This is a genomic window from Pseudomonas sp. LBUM1673, from assembly GCF_059695645.1.
The window spans coordinates 1,238,429-1,256,237 of the sequence record NZ_CP166780.1 but is presented as its reverse complement, the minus strand read 5'-3'; the positions used below and the strand labels follow the sequence as shown (position 1 = coordinate 1,256,237).

The following is a 17,809-nucleotide window of genomic DNA, read 5'->3' as shown; positions in this document are numbered from 1 at the left end:
TCTTTGGGCTATGAACGGCGGTCTTGATTGCTTTAATTGACCACAAATTTATTGGAATTGGGCTCTACCGCCCCGGTCAAAGAACTTAAGTCGACTTGGATTGCCCAACGTCCGGCATTTCCCTGTCCGCTGTACGGTCAGTGAACGCCCGGTGTAGGATGCGCGCCCCCGCCCCTTGGCAGCCGGCCGCCGACCGTTCCTTCGTTCAGCAGCTCCTGGAACCTGAAATAGCTATGTCATCGCGTAAATTTGGACTCAACCTGGTAGTGGTTCTTGCAATCGCCGCCTTGTTCACCGGTTTCTGGGCGTTGGTCAATCGCCCGGTCACCGCCCCCAACTGGCCGGAGCAGATCTCCGGCTTTTCGTACTCGCCGTTTCAACAAGGCCAGTACCCGCAAAAAGCCCAGTACCCGACCGACGATGAAATGCGTCGCGATCTGGAGATCATGAGCAAGCTGACGGACAACATCCGTACCTACTCGGTCGACGGTACGCTGGAAAACATCCCCAAACTGGCGGAAGAATTCGGCCTGCGGGTGACCCTGGGGATCTGGATCAGCCCGGACGAAGAGCGCAACGAGCGCGAGATCACCCGCGCCATCGAAATCGCCAATTCCTCGCGCAGCGTGGTTCGCGTGATTGTCGGTAACGAAGCCATCTTCCGTAAGGAAATTACCGCGGCAGAGCTGAGCCTGATCCTGGATCGCGTCCGCGCGGCCGTAAAGGTTCCGGTCACCACCTCCGAACAATGGCACGTCTGGGAAGAAAACCCGAGCCTGGCCAAGCACGTCGACCTGATCGCGGCTCACGTTCTGCCCTACTGGGAGTTCGTTCCGGTGGACAAGGCCGGTCAGTTCGTTCTCGACCGCGCCCGTGATCTGAAAAAGATGTTCCCGAAAAAACCGCTGCTGCTCTCCGAAGTCGGCTGGCCGAGCAACGGCCGCATGCGCGGTGGCGCCGATGCGTCACCGGCGGACCAGGCGATTTACCTGCGCACCCTGGTCAACAAGCTCAACCGCCAGGGCTTCAACTACTTCGTGATCGAAGCGTTCGACCAGCCGTGGAAGGCCAGTGACGAAGGTTCGGTGGGCGCGTACTGGGGCGTGTTCAACGCCGCGCGCCAGCAGAAATTCAACTTCGAAGGCCCGGTCGTCGCGATCCCGCAATGGCGCGTACTGGCTATCGGCTCGGTAGTGCTGGCCCTGCTGTCGCTGACCCTGCTGATGATCGACGGTTCGGCCCTGCGTCAACGTGGCCGCACCTTCCTGACCTTTATCGCGTTCCTCTGCGGTTCGGTATTGGTGTGGATCGGGTACGACTACAGCCAGCAATACAGCACCTGGTTCAGCCTGACGGTGGGCTTCCTGCTCGCCCTCGGTGCATTCGGGGTGTTTATCGTTCTGCTGACCGAGGCCCATGAACTGGCCGAAGCGGTCTGGACCCACAAACGCCGGCGTGAATTCCTGCCAGTGGTGGGTGATTCGGACTACCGACCGAAAGTGTCGATTCACGTACCTTGCTACAACGAGCCGCCGGAGATGGTCAAACAGACCCTCAACGCCCTGGCCAACCTCGATTATCCGGACTTCGAAGTCCTGATTATCGACAACAACACCAAAGACCCGGCGGTCTGGGAACCGGTGCGCGATTATTGCGAAACCCTCGGCCCGCGCTTCAAGTTCTTCCACGTTGCACCGCTGGCCGGTTTCAAGGGTGGCGCGCTGAATTACCTTATTCCGCACACCGCTAAAGATGCCGAAGTGATTGCGGTAATCGACTCGGACTACTGCGTCGACCCGAACTGGCTCAAGCACATGGTGCCGCACTTCGCCGATCCGAAAATCGCTGTGGTGCAGTCGCCGCAGGATTACCGCGACCAGAACGAAAGCACCTTCAAGAAGCTCTGCTACGCAGAATACAAAGGCTTCTTCCACATCGGCATGGTCACCCGCAACGACCGTGACGCGATCATCCAGCATGGCACCATGACCATGACCCGGCGCTCGGTGCTCGAGGAACTGGGCTGGGCCGACTGGTGCATTTGTGAAGACGCCGAGTTGGGTCTGCGCGTGTTTGAAAAAGGCTTGTCGGCGGCGTATTACCACGACAGCTACGGCAAAGGCCTGATGCCCGATACCTTTATCGACTTCAAGAAACAGCGTTTCCGCTGGGCCTACGGAGCGATTCAGATCATCAAGCGTCACACCGCCAGCCTGCTGCGCGGCAAGGACACCGAGCTGACCCGTGGCCAGCGTTACCACTTCCTCGCGGGCTGGTTGCCGTGGGTCGCGGATGGCATGAACATCTTCTTCACCGTCGGCGCGCTGTTGTGGTCGGCGGCGATGATCATCGTGCCGCAACGGGTCGATCCGCCGTTGCTGATTTTCGCGATCCCGCCATTGGCGCTGTTCGTGTTCAAGGTCGGCAAGATCATTTTCCTCTACCGCCGTGCGGTCGGGGTCAACCTGAAAGATGCCTTCTGCGCGGCACTGGCCGGGCTGGCGTTGTCGCATACGATCGCCAAAGCGGTGCTGTACGGCTTCTTCACCAGCAGCATTCCGTTCTTCCGTACCCCGAAAAACGCCGATAACCACGGCTTTTGGGTAGCGATTTCCGAAGCGCGGGAAGAGGTGTTCATCATGCTGTTGTTGTGGGGTGCGGCGCTGGGGATCTTCCTGGTGAACGGCTTGCCGAGCAACGACATGCGCTTCTGGGTGACCATGTTGCTGGTGCAGTCGCTGCCGTACCTGGCCGCGCTGATCATGGCGTTCCTGTCGTCGCTGCCCAAACCGGTAGCCGAAGCCACGACCGCACCGGCTGTCTAAATCAGTACAGATGCACTAAACGGCGGCCAATGGCCGCCGTTTTGCTTTAAGATAACCGCCATTTTGCAGGCCTTGGCCTTTATGGCCTGACCCAATACCTGTGGGAGCGAGCCTGCTCGCGATAGCGGTCTGACAATCAACTTCAATGTTGAATGTACCGACCTCATCGCGAGCAGGCTCGCTCCCACATTTACAGTTTTCGGAGCTTTCCATGACGGCCCACGCCGACCTTTCGCCGACCCTTCAACTCGCCATCGACCTGATCCGCCGTCCGTCCGTGACGCCGGTTGACGCCGATTGCCAGAAGCAGATGATGCAGCGCCTGGGCGATGCTGGTTTCAAACTGGAACCGATGCGCATCGAAGATGTGGATAACTTCTGGGCGACTCACGGCAAACACGACGGTCCGGTGCTGTGCTTCGCCGGCCACACCGACGTAGTTCCAACCGGTCCGGTAACGGCCTGGCAGATCGACCCGTTCAACGCGCTGATCGATGAACACGGCATGCTCTGCGGCCGTGGCGCGGCCGACATGAAAGGCAGCCTGGCAGCAATGACCGTGGCCGCTGAACGTTTCGTCGCCGACTACCCGGATCACAAGGGCAAGGTCGCGTTCCTGATCACCAGCGACGAAGAAGGCCCGGCGCACCACGGCACCAAGGCTGTCGTTGAACGCCTTGCCGCCCGCAAGGAACGTCTGGACTGGTGCATCGTCGGCGAACCGTCGAGCACCACCCTGGTGGGCGATGTGGTCAAGAACGGCCGTCGCGGCTCCCTCGGCGCCAAACTGACCGTGCGCGGTGTGCAGGGCCACGTGGCCTATCCGCACCTGGCGAAGAACCCGATCCACCTCGCCGCCCCGGCCCTGGCCGAACTGGCCGCCGAGCACTGGGACCACGGCAACGATTTCTTCCCGCCGACCAGTTTCCAGATCTCCAACGTCAATTCCGGCACCGGCGCGACCAACGTGATTCCGGGTGATCTGGTGGCGGTGTTCAACTTCCGCTTCTCCACCGAATCCACCGTCGAAGGCCTGCAAAAACGCGTCGCCGATATCCTCGATAAACATGGTCTGGACTGGCACGTCGACTGGGCATTGTCCGGCCTGCCGTTCCTCACCGAACCGGGTGCGTTGCTGGATGCCGTCGCGTCAAGCATCAAGGACGTCACCGGTCGTGAAACCAAAGCCTCCACCAGCGGCGGCACCTCCGATGGGCGCTTCATCGCGACCATGGGCACCCAAGTGGTCGAACTGGGCCCGGTCAACGCGACGATCCATCAGGTCAACGAGCGTGTACTGGCAGCCGACCTCGACGTGCTGACCGAAATCTACTACCAGACTCTGATCAAGTTGCTCGCCTGATGCTCGCCTGCCCGATCTGCAGCGAACCGCTGAACGCAGTGGACAACGGTGTGGCCTGCCCCGCCGGGCATCGTTTCGACCGTGCGCGGCAGGGTTACCTGAACCTGTTGCCGGTGCAGCACAAAAACAGCCGCGACCCTGGGGATAACCTGGCGATGGTCGAAGCCCGTCGCGACTTCTTGAATGCCGGCCATTACGCGCCGGTGGCCAAGCGTCTGGCGGAACTGGCAGCGCAGTACGCGCCCCAGCGCTGGCTGGACATCGGTTGTGGCGAGGGTTACTACACCGCGCAAATCGCCGAAGCCTTGCCCAACGCCGATGGCTACGCCCTGGACATTTCCCGGGAAGCGGTCAAACGCGCCTGCAAACGCAACCCTGCGCTGACCTGGTTGATCGCCAGCATGGCGCGGGTGCCGTTGGCCTCAGGCAGCTGCCAGTTTCTCGCCAGTGTTTTCAGCCCGCTGGACTGGGCAGAAGCCAAACGCCTGCTCAGCCCCGGCGGCGGCTTGATGAAAGTCGGGCCGACCAGCGGCCATCTGATGGAACTGCGTGAGCGGCTGTACGACGAAGTGCGCGAGTACACCGACGACAAGCATTTGGCGCTGGTGCCGGAAGGCATGGCGCTGCAGCACAGCGAAACCCTGGAGTTCAAACTGCTGCTTGCCAATGGTCAGGATCGCGCGAACCTGTTGGCGATGACGCCCCATGGCTGGCGCGCCAGTGCCGAACGCCGGGCGGCGGTCATCGAACAGGCCGAGCCGTTCGAGGTCACCGTGTCGATGCGCTACGATTATTTTGTTCTGCAGTAGTAGTTAGAGAGCAACTCTTAATTTTTGGTCTTGAGCAACAGATCAAGGCCGGCTAAATCCGCGAATGGATTTTTCAGACCCGCAGTGAGGACATCCATGCGCCAACCCGATATCGAGATTTACCTGAAAGACGCCGACGTCGACTACAAGGCTATCGCAGCCTGGCTCGGCGCGGCTTTAGGCCCGTGCACCGATTGGGTTCAGAAAGGCCAGACCTACAAGTGCAAGGCCGGTAACGTGCCGGTCACCTGGCTGCCGAAAGCCGTCGGCAAATGGAACAGCCTGTACCTGGAAAGCGACCAGACCCCGTGGGAAGACGACATCGCCTGCGCCCGCGCCGCCTTTGCTGCGCTGAACGTCGAAGTACGTTGCGCACCGGGCAGTTGGGTCGAGGAAGAAGGGGAAGAGACGGCTGATCGCTGGATGCGCATCAGCGTTGATGGCGAAGAAGAGATCACCTGGAAAACCGCGTAAAAGCAGTACACCAGACCTGTGGGAGCGGGCTTGCCCGCGATTGCGGTTTGTCAGTCACATCATTGTTGGATGTGCCGCCGTCTTCGCGGGCAAGCCACGCTCCCACAGGGTGTTATGTGATCCGCAGGATACGGTTTACAGGCCCACCACATCCTCAGCCTGCAAGCCCTTCTCGCCGGTCACCACCGCATACTCAACCTGCTGACCCTCAGTCAGCGAGCGATGCCCTTCGCCGCGGATCGCGCGGTAGTGCACGAACACGTCCACCCCGTCCTCGCGTTGAATGAAGCCGTAGCCCTTGGCGTCGTTGAACCACTTGACATTGCCGGTTTCGCGCGTAGCCATCTCTCGTTACCCCCTTGTTTTTATTTTGAACGGCCGAGTATATGACAGCCGGGAAAACTCTCAACTCAAGTTTACTTAACCGCTTTTTTGCCGATTTTCGGCGAATACGGCACACTATCGGCCCGAGCAAACGCTCGGTTTTATTCACTCACGCAGAAGCCGTATGACCCGTTCCCCGTTTCGCCGTCTTGTGTTTGGCACCCTGCGCCGACTGCTGTACCTCTGGGTTCGCTCGGAGACGATCAACCAGTCGTCGTTCACCCTTAACCTCGACCGCAGCCGGCCGGTGTTTTACGTCCTGCAAAATCCTTCACTGACCGACCTCGCCGTGGTCAATACCGAATGCAGCAAGGCCGGCCTGCCCCGCCCGGTGTTGCCGGTGTCGGTGGGTACGTTGGTGGAACCCGCCGCATTCTTTTACCTGACGCCGGAGCCCGACTGGCTCGGCCGTCAGGACAAACGCGGTGCGCCACCGACCCTGACCCGTCTGGTCAGTGCCCTGAGCCAGAACGCCGCCGAAGATGCGCAGATCATTCCAGTCAGCGTGTTCTGGGGCCAGTCGCCGGACAGCGAGTCGAGCCCGTGGAAGCTGCTGTTCGCCGATAGCTGGGCCGTTACCGGGCGTTTGCGTCGGCTGCTGAGCATCATCGTGCTGGGGCGCAAGACCCGGGTGCAGTTCTCGGCACCGATTCACCTGCGGGAATTGATCGATCACAACAAAGGCCACGAGCGCACCGTGCGCATGGCCCAGCGGATCCTGCGGGTGCATTTTCGCAACCTGAAAGCCGCGGTGATCGGCCCGGATATTTCCCACCGCCGCAACCTGGTCAAAGGCCTGCTCAATCAACCCTTGGTCAAGCAAGCGATCCTCGACGAAGCCGAGCGCGAAAACATCTCCCCGGAGAAAGCCAAGGCCCAGGCCTTGCGCTACGGCAACGAGATCGCCTCGGACTACACCTACACCGCGATCCGCTTTCTGGAGGTGGTGCTGAGCTGGTTCTGGAACAAGATCTACGACGGGATCAAGGTCAACCACATCGAAGGTGTGCAGAAAGTCGCCCAAGGTCACGAAGTGATCTACGTGCCGTGCCATCGTAGCCACATCGATTACCTGCTGCTCTCGTACCTGCTGTTTCGCAACGGCCTGACCCCTCCGCACATTGCCGCCGGGATCAACCTCAACATGCCGGTGATCGGCAGCCTGCTGCGCCGTGGCGGCGCGTTCTTCATGCGCCGCACGTTCAAGGGTAATCCGCTCTACACCTCGGTGTTCAACGAATACCTGCACACCCTGTTCACCAAGGGCTTCCCGGTCGAGTACTTCGTCGAAGGCGGTCGTTCACGCACCGGGCGCATGCTGCAACCGAAAACCGGAATGCTCGCGATCACTCTGCGCAGCTTCCTGCGTTCGTCGCGCATGCCCATCGTGTTCGTGCCGGTATACATCGGTTACGAGCGCGTGCTGGAAGGCCGCACCTACCTCGGCGAATTGCGTGGTGCGAGCAAGAAGAAAGAATCGATTTTCGACATCTTCAAAGTCATCGGCGCGCTCAAACAACGCTTCGGTCAGGTCGCGGTCAACTTCGGTGAGCCGATCAAACTGGCGGAATTCCTCGACAGCGAACAGCCCGACTGGCGCCAACAGGAGCTCGGCCCGCAGTTCAAACCGGCCTGGCTCAACGAAACCACCCACCGTCTCGGCGAGAAAGTCGCACAGCATCTGAACGAAGCGGCGGCGATCAACCCGGTGAATCTGGTGGCCCTGGCGTTGCTGTCCACCAGCCGTCTGGCCCTGGACGATCGCGCCATGGCGCGGGTGCTCGATCTGTATCTGGCGCTGTTGCGCAAAGTCCCTTACTCGCCGCACACCACCCTGCCGGACGGTGACGGTCGGGCGCTGATCGAGCATGTGAAGGACATGGACCTGCTGTCCGAACAGAGCGATGCCCTGGGCAAGATTCTGTACCTGGACGAACAAAACGCCGTCCTGATGACCTACTACCGCAACAACGTGCTGCACATCTTCGCGTTGCCGGCGTTGCTGGCGAGTTTCTTCCAGAGCACCTCGCGCATGAGCCGCGAGCAGATCCTGCGCTACACCCGCGCGCTGTACCCGTACCTGCAATCGGAGCTGTTCATTCGCTGGTCGCTGGACGAACTCGATGGCGTGGTCGATCAATGGCTCGAAGCCTTCGTCGAGCAAGGCCTGCTGCGTTTCGAGAAAGACGTGTACCTGCGTCCGGCACCGAACTCACGGCATTTCGTACTACTGACGCTACTGTCGAAAAGCATCGCCCAGACCCTGCAGCGCTTCTACATGACCGTTTCCCTGTTGCTCAACAGCGGCCAGAACAGCATCAGCGCCGAAGAGCTGGAAGACCTGTGCACGGTCATGGCCCAGCGCCTGTCGATCCTCCATGGCCTGAACGCCCCGGAGTTCTTCGACAAGAGCCTGTTCCGTCACTTCATCCAGACGATGCTGGACCTCGACGTGCTGCGCCTCGACGAAGCCGGGAAGTTGAGCTATCACGAACTGCTCGGCGAACTGGCCGAAGGTGCGGCCAAACGGGTACTGCCGGCGGAGATTCGCTTATCGATCCGTCAGGTGGCACTGCATCGCAGTGAAGACGCGGCGGATCAAATCGCGGCTGCGGCGCAGACCGACTAAATTTCTACAGGCGCCAGGCTTCTTCTGGCGCCTTCGATACGGAGATCCTCGATGAAAAAACTCTCTCTATTGGCCATGGCCGCTTTGCTGGGAGCCTGTCAGTCGATGCAACCCGCCGCCAAAACCAGCCTCGATGGCGAAGTGTTCTACCTGCAACGCATCGCCCTGCCGCCAAGCGCCATCTTGAGCGTCAGCCTGCAGGACGTATCATTGGCAGACGCACCGGCCCTGGTGCTCGACGAACACAAAGGTCAGGTAAAAGGCCAGGTGCCGTTGCCGTTTCATCTGAGCTACGACCCGGCCCAGGTCAAACCCGGCCATCGCTATTCGGTCAGCGCGCGGATCGAAGTGGACGGCAAGTTAATGTTCATCACCACTGAACATCACGCCGTGCAACTGGACGGCAAAGATCCGCAGCCACTGAAAATCCGCGTGGACGCGGTCCGCTAACTCACTTTTCTAAACCTTTTTTCTGAACAAGGAAGCCGCCATGCTCCGCCCTACCCTTCGCTTCGCCGGCCTGTGCGCAGGCTTGATGATCTGCGCCAACGCCCTGGCTCTGTCACTCAATGACCTGTCGCAACAAGACGCCACCGGCGGTCTCAAGGACGCCCTGACCCAAGGCGCGCAACTGGCCGTCAAGCAACTCGGCACGCCCGGCGGCTTCAGCAATAACCCGGACGTGAAAATCGAACTGCCGGGCAAGCTGGGTAAAGTCGCCAAGAAAATGAAACAGTTCGGCATGGGTGAACAGGTCGATCAACTGGAAACCAGCATGAACAAAGCGGCTGAAGCGGCGGTGACGCAGGCCCAGCCGATTCTGGTGGATGCGGTGAAGAAGATGACCGTGGAGGATGCCAAGGGGATTCTCAGCGGCGGCAAGGACTCGGCCACCCAGTACCTGAGTAAAACCAGCCGCGAACAGATCCGCACCAAATTCCTGCCGATCGTCAAGCAAGCCACCGACCAGGTCGGCCTGGCCCAGCAGTACAACGCATTTGCCGGGCAAGCCGCGACGCTGGGCGTGCTGGATGCGAAAAATGCCAACATCGAAAGCTACGTGACCGAGCAGGCGTTGAACGGTTTGTTCGAGATGATTGGCAAACAGGAAGAAACCATTCGCCAGAACCCTGCGGCGGCGGCGACCAGCCTGGCGAAGAAAGTCTTCGGCACGCTCTAAACCCTGTGGGAGCGGGCTTGCTCGCGAAAGCGGTGTGTCAGTCAAAGTTGATGTCGACTGACACACCGCCTTCGCGAGCAAGCCCGCTCCCACATGAATTGTGTTTAATAGACTGGCATCACCCACCTCCCGCCCCCATCATCCATAATGGGTGACCGTCACACTTTGTCTCATCTTCAGTTATGCTCGCCGTTCGTCGTGAACGCCGGAGCCGCTGATCTTATGTCCCCCACTCGCCTGTTTGTCCCCCTCGCCCTTGCTCTGCTGAGCGCTTGCGCCACGCAACCGAAACAGAACGTGACCGTGGAAAAACAAAGCGAATGCCCGGCGAAACTGCACAACGGGCAAAACCTGATCCTGACCCTGCCGAGCAACCCGACCACGGGTTACCGCTGGGCGATCCAGGATTCGGCCGGGGGCGTGTTGCGTGCGCTCAGCCCCGAGGTCTACAGCAACCCGGAAGATGCCGGAATCGTCGGTAGTGCCGGCCTCTCGACCTGGCGCTTCCAGGCCTTCGCTACCGGCACTGGCCGCTTGCGGCTAACTTACTCACAACCGTGGGCACCGGAAGTGCCGGCCGTGAAAACCTTCGACTGCGCCATCGCGGTTAACTGATCGTGGGCTGGCTGATTCTGGCGCTGATGGGCGCGGTGACCTTCCTTTATGGCCTGAGCGTGCATGCCTCGCTGCTCTGCCTGCTGGTCAAACCGTTGCCAGTGTTGGCCCTGCTCGGCTGGTTACACGATGCACCGCCCAGTGACTATCGGCGCTGGATCAGCCTGGGTTTGATTTTTTCCTTGGTCGGCGACGTGTTGCTGGCATGGCCGGGGGATTTGTTTGTGTTTGGCCTTGGGGCGTTTTTGGTCGCGCATTTGGCGTACCTGAAAGCTTACTTGAGCGATTGCCGGCGTCTGGCGCTGTTGCCGTTGATCATCGCCCTGAGCGTCGGCGCCGTACTGCTGGGGATTCTGATTTCCAATGGGCTGGGTCCATTGCTGATCCCGGTGATCGTTTATGGTCTGGCCATCAGCGCCATGCTCTGGCGCGCCCTGGCCCGACTCGGCACTAACGTGCCCAAACGCTCGGCACTGCTGGCAGCAGTGGGCGCCGTGGCGTTTGTGTTTTCTGACAGCGTGATTGGCATTGATCGGTTTGTGATGCCATTTCATGCCGCACCTTACGTGATCATCCTCAGCTACTGGCTGGGGCAGTGGGGGATTGCGGCTTCCGCGTTCGGCCCAAAATTGCGCTGAGCTCTGTGGCGAGGGGGCTTGCCCCCGTTGGGCTGCGAAGCGGCCCCAAACCCAACCGCCGCATCCTTTCTAATCAATTGCATCTACCGGGTTTACGACGGCTGCGCCGCCGAACTGGGGCAAGCCCCCTCGCCACAACAGCCCTCTCACCATTCAAGTAGCATCAGCCCTGCCGGTTTATCAGACAACCCGCGCATCCACGCGCCAACTTGGCTAAAATGCCGGCCTTTTCCACCTACGCCGCTGGAACCGCCGTGAGCAAAGAATCCGATCGCCTTTTCGCCCAGCCTTTGACCCAGGTGCCTGACTTCGCCTTTAACGAGGACGTGGTTCGGGTGTTCCCGGACATGATCAAGCGCTCGGTGCCGGGTTATCCGACCATCGTGGAAAACCTCGGCGTGCTCGCCGCGCAGTTCGCCCAGCCCAACAGCGTGCTCTACGACCTGGGCTCGTCCCTGGGCGCCGTGACTCAAGCGTTGCGCCGTCACGTGCGCACCGACGGTTGCCGCGTCATCGCTGTGGATAACTCCGCAGCCATGGTCGAGCGTTGCCGCGAATACCTCAACGGCCAGGACTCGATGTTCCAGGAGTTACTGCCGGTGGAAGTGATTGAAGGCGACATCCTTGCCCTGGAATTCCAGCCGGCCTCGGTGGTGGCGCTGAACTTCACTCTGCAATTCATCGCCCCGGACCAGCGCACCGCGCTGCTCTCGCGCATCCGCCAATCGTTGTTGCCCGGTGGCGCGCTGATCCTCTCGGAGAAGCTGCGCTTCAACGACCCCGAAGAACACGCGCTGCTCACCGACCTGCACGTGGCCTTCAAACGCGCCAACGGCTACAGCGAACTGGAAATCGCCCAGAAGCGCAGCGCCATCGAAAATGTCATGAAGCCCGACAGCCTCGAAGAACACCGCGAACGCCTGCTGGCCGCCGGGTTCTCGAAAGTCGTGCCGTGGTTCCAGTGTCTTAACTTTGCCTCGTTGATTGCCTTGCCATGATTGATCTGTCCCCCCTCGCCCGCCGTCTGGCCGGTACTCCGCTGGCCGAATGGGCCAACACCCTGCAAGCGCAACTCGACAAGAAAATGGAAAAAGGTCACGGCGATCTCGAGCGCTGGCAGAGTGCGCTGGACGCGCTGCCGAAGATTCAGCCAAGCGAAGTCGACTTGTTGAATGGCTTGAAACTGGACACCGATTGCGACGACGAAACCCGGGGCCAGATGCGTACCGCGCTGATGGGTTTGTCGCCATGGCGCAAAGGCCCGTTCGACCTGTTCGGCGTGCATGTCGACACTGAATGGCGTTCGGACTGGAAGTGGTCCCGGGTAGCTCCGCACCTGGACCTGAAAGGCAAACGCATCCTCGATGTCGGCTGCGGCAACGGTTACTACATGTGGCGCATGCTCGGCGCCGGCGCCGACAGCGTGATCGGCGTCGACCCCAACTGGCTGTTCTTCTGCCAGTTCCAGGCCGTGCAGCGTTACCTGTCCGAGCCCAATGCCTGGCACTTGCCGTTTCCTTTTGAGGATCTTCCTCCCAATCTGGAAGGCTTCGACACAGTGTTTTCCATGGGCGTGTTCTACCACCGCCGCTCGCCGATCGAGCATTTGCTGGCGCTGAAGGATTGCCTGGTCAAGGGCGGTGAACTGGTGCTCGAGACGCTGGTGATCGAAGGCGATCAGCAGCAGGTGTTGGTGCCCGAAGACCGTTACGCGCAGATGCGTAACGTGTGGTTCCTGCCATCAGTGCCCGCGCTGGAACTGTGGCTGCGCCGCGCCGGGTTCAGCGATGTGCGTTGCGTGGATGTGAGCGTGACCACGGTCGAGGAGCAGCGCGGGACGGAGTGGATGAAGTATCAGTCGTTGAGCGACTTCCTTGATCCGGAAGATCACAGCAAAACGGTTGAAGGGCTGCCGGCGCCGATGCGCGCCGTCATCGTCGCCCGCAAGTAGCCGCAATCTCCCAGACACCAGATAAACCTGTGGGAGCGGGCTTGCTCGCGAATACGGACTAACAGTCAACAGAGATGCTGACTGATCCACCGCTTTCGCGAGCAAGCCCGCTCCCACATTTGGTTTGTGTTTTAGTCTGCGGGCTTGGCTCTTCTGGCCTTGAAAAATTCGCTCAACACCGCGCCACACTCCTCCGCCAACACCCCACCCTCATACAACACCCGATGATTCAAAAAGCCCTGGGTAAAGAACTGCCCCTGGCTCTGCACAATCCCGGCCTTGGGCTCCAGCGCGCCATACACCACCCGCGCGATCCGCGAGTGCACGATCAGCCCGGCGCACATGCTGCACGGCTCCAGGGTCACGTAGAGCGTACTGCCCGGCAGGCGATAGTTGCTGGCAGCTTGGGCCGCAGCGCGGATCGCGACCATCTCGGCGTGGGCGCTGGGGTCGTTGCCGCTGATCGGGCAGTTGAAACCGCGCCCGATGATTTCACCGTCCTGCACCAGCACCGCACCCACCGGCACTTCGCCAAGGGCCGCGCCTTGAGCGGCCAGGGCCAGGGCTTCGCGCATGAAATCACGATCACGGCTGCGGTCGATAATCGCTGCGGGGCGAATCTGACGCATCACGCCACCTCGATGGCGGCCATCAGGCCGGTTTCCATGTGGTCGATCACATGGCAGTGGAACATCCAGACCCCAGGGTTATCCGCCACCAGCGCCACTTGCGCACGCTCGTTCTTGCCTAACAGGTACGTGTCGGTGAAGTACGGGATGACCTTGTGCCGGTTCGAGGCAATGACCTTGAAGCTCATGCCATGCAGGTGGATCGGGTGTTGATACTGAGTCATGTTCTTCAATTCGAAAATATAGCTTTTGCCCTTTTCGAGCTTGGCAATCGGTCGATCGGCGCAGGTCTTGTCGGTAATGTCCCAAGCCTTGCCGTTGATCTGCCACAGGCTTGGCGGCTTGCCGTTTTCGACATTGACCGACACCGAGCCTACCCATTCAAAATTGAAGTTGAGTTTCTGGGCATTGGCCAGGTCCGGCTCTGCAACCGGGTTGGCGGGTAGCGCCGGCGGCCACTCGGTTGGCGCATCGGTGTTCGCCACTGAACGGAAGGTGCCCAAGCGTACCGGGCCGTTGCGCAGGGACAGTTCTTCGCCGGCCGGCGGCGCCTTGATCGCCAGGCAAATGCGCATGCCAGGCCCCAGCCAGTATTCCTTGCCCAGTGGGCGCGGTTCAATCGGATTGCCGTCCAGCGCGTAGATCTGCGCTTCGACGCCAGGAATGTTGAGGCGGTACGTCAGCGTATTGTCGAGGTTGAGCAACCGTACGCGAGTGATCTGCCCGGCGGGCAAGTCGATCACCGCTTGCGAGACGCCATTGATGGTCGACAGCCCCCCCGCCGTGCCGCCACGGGCCGCTTCACGAGGAATGCTGAACGCTACGAAAGCGCCCTCTTCATCGACGTGCCAACTCTTGAGGCTCAAGGTCTTTTCGTATTTGAAACCGGTGGGCTCGCGCTCTTCGATAATCAACGGGCCGACCAATCCGCGACCGAGCTCTTCGCTGCTGTTCACGTGCGGGTGATACCAGTAGCTGCCGGCGTCAGGCACGCGGAATTTATAGTCGAAGTACTCGCCCGGCAGCACCGGCAACTGCGACACGTACGGCACGCCATCCATTTCCAGCGGCAGGCGGATGCCGTGCCAGTGAATGGTGGTCGCCACCGGCAGATGGTTGATGAAGCGCACCCGCAGCCATTCCCCCTGACGCACGCGCAACTCAGTGCCCGGCGCCGATGGGCCGAACGCCCAGGCAGGCGTCTTGTGCCCGGCCACCAGTTCGACGTCCAGCGGTGCGGCGATCAGCTCATAGTCGTGGCCGGCGTCAGCGTCGGCCATTTTGCCCAGCCAGTAACGCGACGCGCCACCGGCCCCCACGCCAACCACCACAAGACCGGCCAGACCACCGAGTATTTGTCGACGGGTAAAGGACATGAACTCAACTACCTCACGTATCAGCCACAGGCGCGGGGCCTGCAAAAGGCGAATACGATACACCTGCAATTGAGAAAGATTAAGTGAAGTGTTGTCGCGCCAGCCGTTCGGTCAATGATCGCGCAGTGGACAAGGACGCCTCACGGCGCGCCTGTTGCTCCGACTACGCTGTCGAAACGCCGGTTGCCCACTGGCTCACAAATGCACCGACCCGCGCCTCGATGCGACTTTCGACGGTGCGCAAACGAAGCAAAGGGATACCGCTCTTGCTCAGGATGCTGTCTTTCAAAGCATCGCGCTCCGCCTGCTCCGGCAAATCATGGCTGCCCCCATCGACCTCAATCACTCCAAGCGGGGTTTTGCCCACTTTGAAATAAAGTACGAAATCACAGCTGGCAGCGTTCCTCATGAATTCACGCTCACGAGCAGTCAGGTTTTGATTAGTGGTCGACACCAACTGGTTGAGTTCGATCTGCGGCTGAAACTTGAGCCCCCGGCACCTCTCTTGCTCCAGTGTCTCACGCAGTATCTGCGCAACGATCTGCTCGGATTTGAACTCGGAGTCTTCTCTGCGCAATCGGGTATTCAACCGCTCCAGCGATTGATCGTATTCCGTGTAGAGCAGGTCGAAAGCGGAAATCAGCGGCGCGCGGTGCAACTGCTGTTTCTCTGCGTAGTATTCGATGTATCGCACCAGTGCCGCGATATGCCCGTTGTTCTTCGTGAAGACGTCGTCTCCTGTGATCAGAGTGAAGCGATGCTTGGCTCGTGAGATCGCCACATTGACCATGCGTGCATCATCGACAAAATCCAGGCGATCCTGGACGTTGCTCTTTTTGTCGAGCACGGTTGAAAAGACAATCTCGTCGCACTCGCGTCCTTGGAATTTGTGCACCGTTTCATTAACGAAGTCTGCCGGTAGCAGCTTGCGCGAGAGTGCTGCCTGATCTTTGTAGGGTGCAATGAAGCCCCGGCCCCCAGCCTCCTGCCAAACACTCTCGCCTTGCGCTTCAAACATCGCCAACAAAGAGTCGAGCTCACGCTGGTTAGTATTCGCGCGCGCATGATTGCCTTTGGCGGTGACGAGCAATGACAACGGTTTTTCGCCACCGTCTTTGGTCATTGGAACCAGTTGGTTGTCGTAGAACTGCTGATTGCAGAACTGAATGATTCGCGGGTGGCAACGATAGTGCTCTTTAAGCAAAGTTGTCGGGATTACTCCATTGAACACACTGACGCACGAATCGAGCAGGCTGTATTTCTCACAATCGTAATGATCCGTGGGCGCCGGAATGTCCAGCTTTGCCGGAATGTGCGCTAGCTGCTTCCTGTCTCCCACGATGATTAAGTTCTTCGCGCAACCCAGCGCCAGAATTCCCGGAACGATGTCTTGTTGCGAAGCTTCGTCGATGATGACGTAATCGAGCACTGTGCCACGCTTGAGCGAATTGATGATCGAATGGGTGCTGCTGGAGATGATCGGATAACGCTTCACGAACCCGTCGAACTGATCTCGGTAATTTTCCACCGTAAAGGCGCCAGCATTCGCTACATGCTGATGAAGGTACTGTTTCAGGTACTTCATCGAAGTGCTGGTCAATTCATCCAGCAATACCTGATAGTTGCCCAGCTGCAACGCTTGCTGATGGCTTACCAGTGCCGCTCTTTTCTTCGCCAGCGCCTTGTCGTAGTAGTGCAGTTGTAGGCCATAGAAGGCCGACTTGCGCTTTTCCCAGCTGTCGAATGGTCGAATGCGCAAAATCCTGAAATTGAACAGCAATTCGATTCTGTCCCTGATCCTGACGCTGCCGCCTGCGAGATGCGTCAGGTAAGCCATCAAATCCGTGGTCTTTTTCGGCGAAAGCTTGTACTTGTCCAGATTGATTATCTGCACACCGTTGTCTTGCTGCCATTGCTGCAGATAACGCCTCTCGACCTCAAGCTCATCGATTTCGACCTGTAACTGCGCTGCCTCATTACGTGCAGTCAACTGACCCTTGAGCTGCTGCAAGATGCTCTGAATGTGCTCCATCGCAGGTGCAGTTTGAGGTGCCGCCGACGGGCGCGGCCGCGGATTGGCAAAAAAAGCCTCACGGTTGTCTTTGCTGCCCAATGTCGCGACCAGATAGTCCAGACCAGACTTGCCCAGCTTTTCACAGACATTCGCAACGGCCGAATTGTTGTTGGACACCACCGCCACGTTTTTTCCACGCAACAGGATGTTGGCAACAATGTTCAAAATCGTCTGAGTCTTGCCGGTACCGGGCGGCCCTTCGATCAGACTGATCTGCGAGGTGAAGGCCTGTTCGACGGCTTGCAACTGGCTTTCGTTAATACCAAAGGGAAAGATTAAGTCCCCGGCCGGTTCATGCTGTGCATTCTGCCCGGTGCAGTAGGCGTTCAATGCGGTGTCCGCGCTTGCAATGATTGCGTCCACTTGGCGCAACACATTCTCGGCGATCGGCCTCTCTTGCGGCTCGACATGATCAATCCGGGCAGTGGCCACAGAATGGAAATACTTGAATACTGGCTCGCACTTCATTTGCGTCGCCGGGACAAATTCGATATCGCTCAGTTTGTAAGCGTACTTTTTCCCACCTTCGGCATACTGGATGACGGCGTATTTCTCACCGTAGATTGCAGCTGCCCTGAAGGGAGTTGCCACCGAACTGGTCTTTTTGCGCAGAAGCTGACCTTTGACTTCCCGGGTAGGAACCACCTTGCATTCATCCAATGGGCTGGGCCAACTCTTGCCGGAGTGATAGTGGCAAGTCAGCGAGAACCCACCGCGCCCGTCGCTCTTTATTGTCCAGTCACTGATCTGACTAGTCTTGTCTGTACCGTTCACGTAGATGGAAACCATATATCCCTTACTCAGGCTGGTGCACAGCCTGCCCACATCCATGTTGTCGAAATCCGAATCCAGCGATCCGGTG

15 protein-coding genes are annotated in these 17,809 nt (G+C 59.5%); 11 read left to right on the top strand and 4 right to left on the bottom strand.

The window, feature by feature from the left end:
• Window positions 1-233 precede the first annotated feature (233 nt).
• From ACA044_RS05555 to ACA044_RS05540, 4 genes are all read left to right on the top strand, one after another.
• The gene (locus ACA044_RS05555; RefSeq protein ID WP_497445485.1) at window positions 234-2,825 is read left to right on the top strand and encodes a glycosyltransferase; all 2,592 of its coding nucleotides are present in this window, start codon (window positions 234-236) and stop codon (window positions 2,823-2,825) included.
• Window positions 2,826-3,036: 211 nt separating this feature from the next.
• Window positions 3,037-4,188: a succinyl-diaminopimelate desuccinylase gene (gene dapE / locus ACA044_RS05550; protein WP_497445484.1), complete on the top strand. Its 1,152-nt coding sequence runs from the start codon at window positions 3,037-3,039 to the stop codon at window positions 4,186-4,188.
• A complete protein-coding gene (locus ACA044_RS05545) occupies window positions 4,188-4,997 on the top strand; it encodes a putative RNA methyltransferase (RefSeq protein ID WP_497445483.1) in 810 nt (269 codons plus the stop codon). The genes dapE and ACA044_RS05545 overlap by 1 nt, the downstream gene beginning before the upstream one ends.
• A gap of 96 nt (window positions 4,998-5,093) precedes the next feature.
• Window positions 5,094-5,471, top strand: a complete 378-nt coding sequence (locus ACA044_RS05540) for a hypothetical protein (protein WP_038979139.1) — start codon at window positions 5,094-5,096, stop codon at window positions 5,469-5,471.
• Between the two features lie 135 nt (window positions 5,472-5,606).
• Here ACA044_RS05540 and ACA044_RS05535 read toward each other — a convergent pair whose 3' ends face one another.
• The gene (locus ACA044_RS05535) at window positions 5,607-5,816 is read right to left on the bottom strand and encodes a cold-shock protein (RefSeq protein WP_007964248.1); all 210 of its coding nucleotides are present in this window, start codon (window positions 5,814-5,816) and stop codon (window positions 5,607-5,609) included.
• Window positions 5,817-5,979: 163 nt separating this feature from the next.
• Between ACA044_RS05535 and plsB the strand changes: the two genes are divergently transcribed.
• The 7 genes from plsB (at window position 5,980) to cmoB (ending at window position 12,868) form a co-directional block, all read left to right on the top strand.
• On the top strand, window positions 5,980-8,484 hold the full coding sequence (plsB, locus tag ACA044_RS05530; protein WP_497445482.1) for a glycerol-3-phosphate 1-O-acyltransferase PlsB: 2,505 nt from the start codon (window positions 5,980-5,982) through the stop codon (window positions 8,482-8,484).
• 51 nt (window positions 8,485-8,535) lie between these two features.
• A complete protein-coding gene (locus tag ACA044_RS05525; RefSeq protein WP_497445481.1) occupies window positions 8,536-8,934 on the top strand; it encodes a YbaY family lipoprotein in 399 nt (132 codons plus the stop codon).
• Between the two features lie 40 nt (window positions 8,935-8,974).
• Window positions 8,975-9,664 (top strand): DUF4197 domain-containing protein, encoded by a 690-nt coding sequence (locus ACA044_RS05520; protein ID WP_497445480.1) that lies wholly within the window; start codon window positions 8,975-8,977, stop codon window positions 9,662-9,664.
• Between the two features lie 222 nt (window positions 9,665-9,886).
• Window positions 9,887-10,279: a protease inhibitor I42 family protein gene (locus ACA044_RS05515; RefSeq protein ID WP_497445479.1), complete on the top strand. Its 393-nt coding sequence runs from the start codon at window positions 9,887-9,889 to the stop codon at window positions 10,277-10,279.
• 2 nt (window positions 10,280-10,281) lie between these two features.
• The gene (locus ACA044_RS05510) at window positions 10,282-10,917 is read left to right on the top strand and encodes a lysoplasmalogenase (protein ID WP_497445478.1); all 636 of its coding nucleotides are present in this window, start codon (window positions 10,282-10,284) and stop codon (window positions 10,915-10,917) included.
• Window positions 10,918-11,135: 218 nt separating this feature from the next.
• On the top strand, window positions 11,136-11,915 hold the full coding sequence (gene cmoA / locus ACA044_RS05505) for a carboxy-S-adenosyl-L-methionine synthase CmoA (RefSeq protein ID WP_177409423.1): 780 nt from the start codon (window positions 11,136-11,138) through the stop codon (window positions 11,913-11,915).
• Window positions 11,912-12,868, top strand: coding sequence for a tRNA 5-methoxyuridine(34)/uridine 5-oxyacetic acid(34) synthase CmoB (gene cmoB, locus ACA044_RS05500; RefSeq protein ID WP_497445477.1), 957 nt, complete (start codon window positions 11,912-11,914; stop codon window positions 12,866-12,868). The genes cmoA and cmoB overlap by 4 nt, the downstream gene beginning before the upstream one ends.
• 131 nt (window positions 12,869-12,999) lie before the next feature.
• Here cmoB and tadA read toward each other — a convergent pair whose 3' ends face one another.
• From tadA to ACA044_RS05485, 3 genes are all read right to left on the bottom strand, one after another.
• Window positions 13,000-13,497: a tRNA adenosine(34) deaminase TadA gene (gene tadA, locus ACA044_RS05495; RefSeq protein WP_008014671.1), complete on the bottom strand. Its 498-nt coding sequence runs from the start codon at window positions 13,495-13,497 to the stop codon at window positions 13,000-13,002.
• Window positions 13,497-14,873 carry a multicopper oxidase family protein gene (locus ACA044_RS05490; protein ID WP_305425370.1) on the bottom strand — a complete coding sequence of 459 codons (1,377 nt, stop codon included), beginning with the start codon at window positions 14,871-14,873 and terminating at the stop codon, window positions 13,497-13,499. The genes tadA and ACA044_RS05490 overlap by 1 nt, the downstream gene beginning before the upstream one ends.
• Window positions 14,874-15,036: 163 nt before the next feature.
• The gene (locus ACA044_RS05485) at window positions 15,037-17,736 is read right to left on the bottom strand and encodes an AAA domain-containing protein (protein WP_497445476.1); all 2,700 of its coding nucleotides are present in this window, start codon (window positions 17,734-17,736) and stop codon (window positions 15,037-15,039) included.
• Window positions 17,737-17,809: the final 73 nt, after the last annotated feature.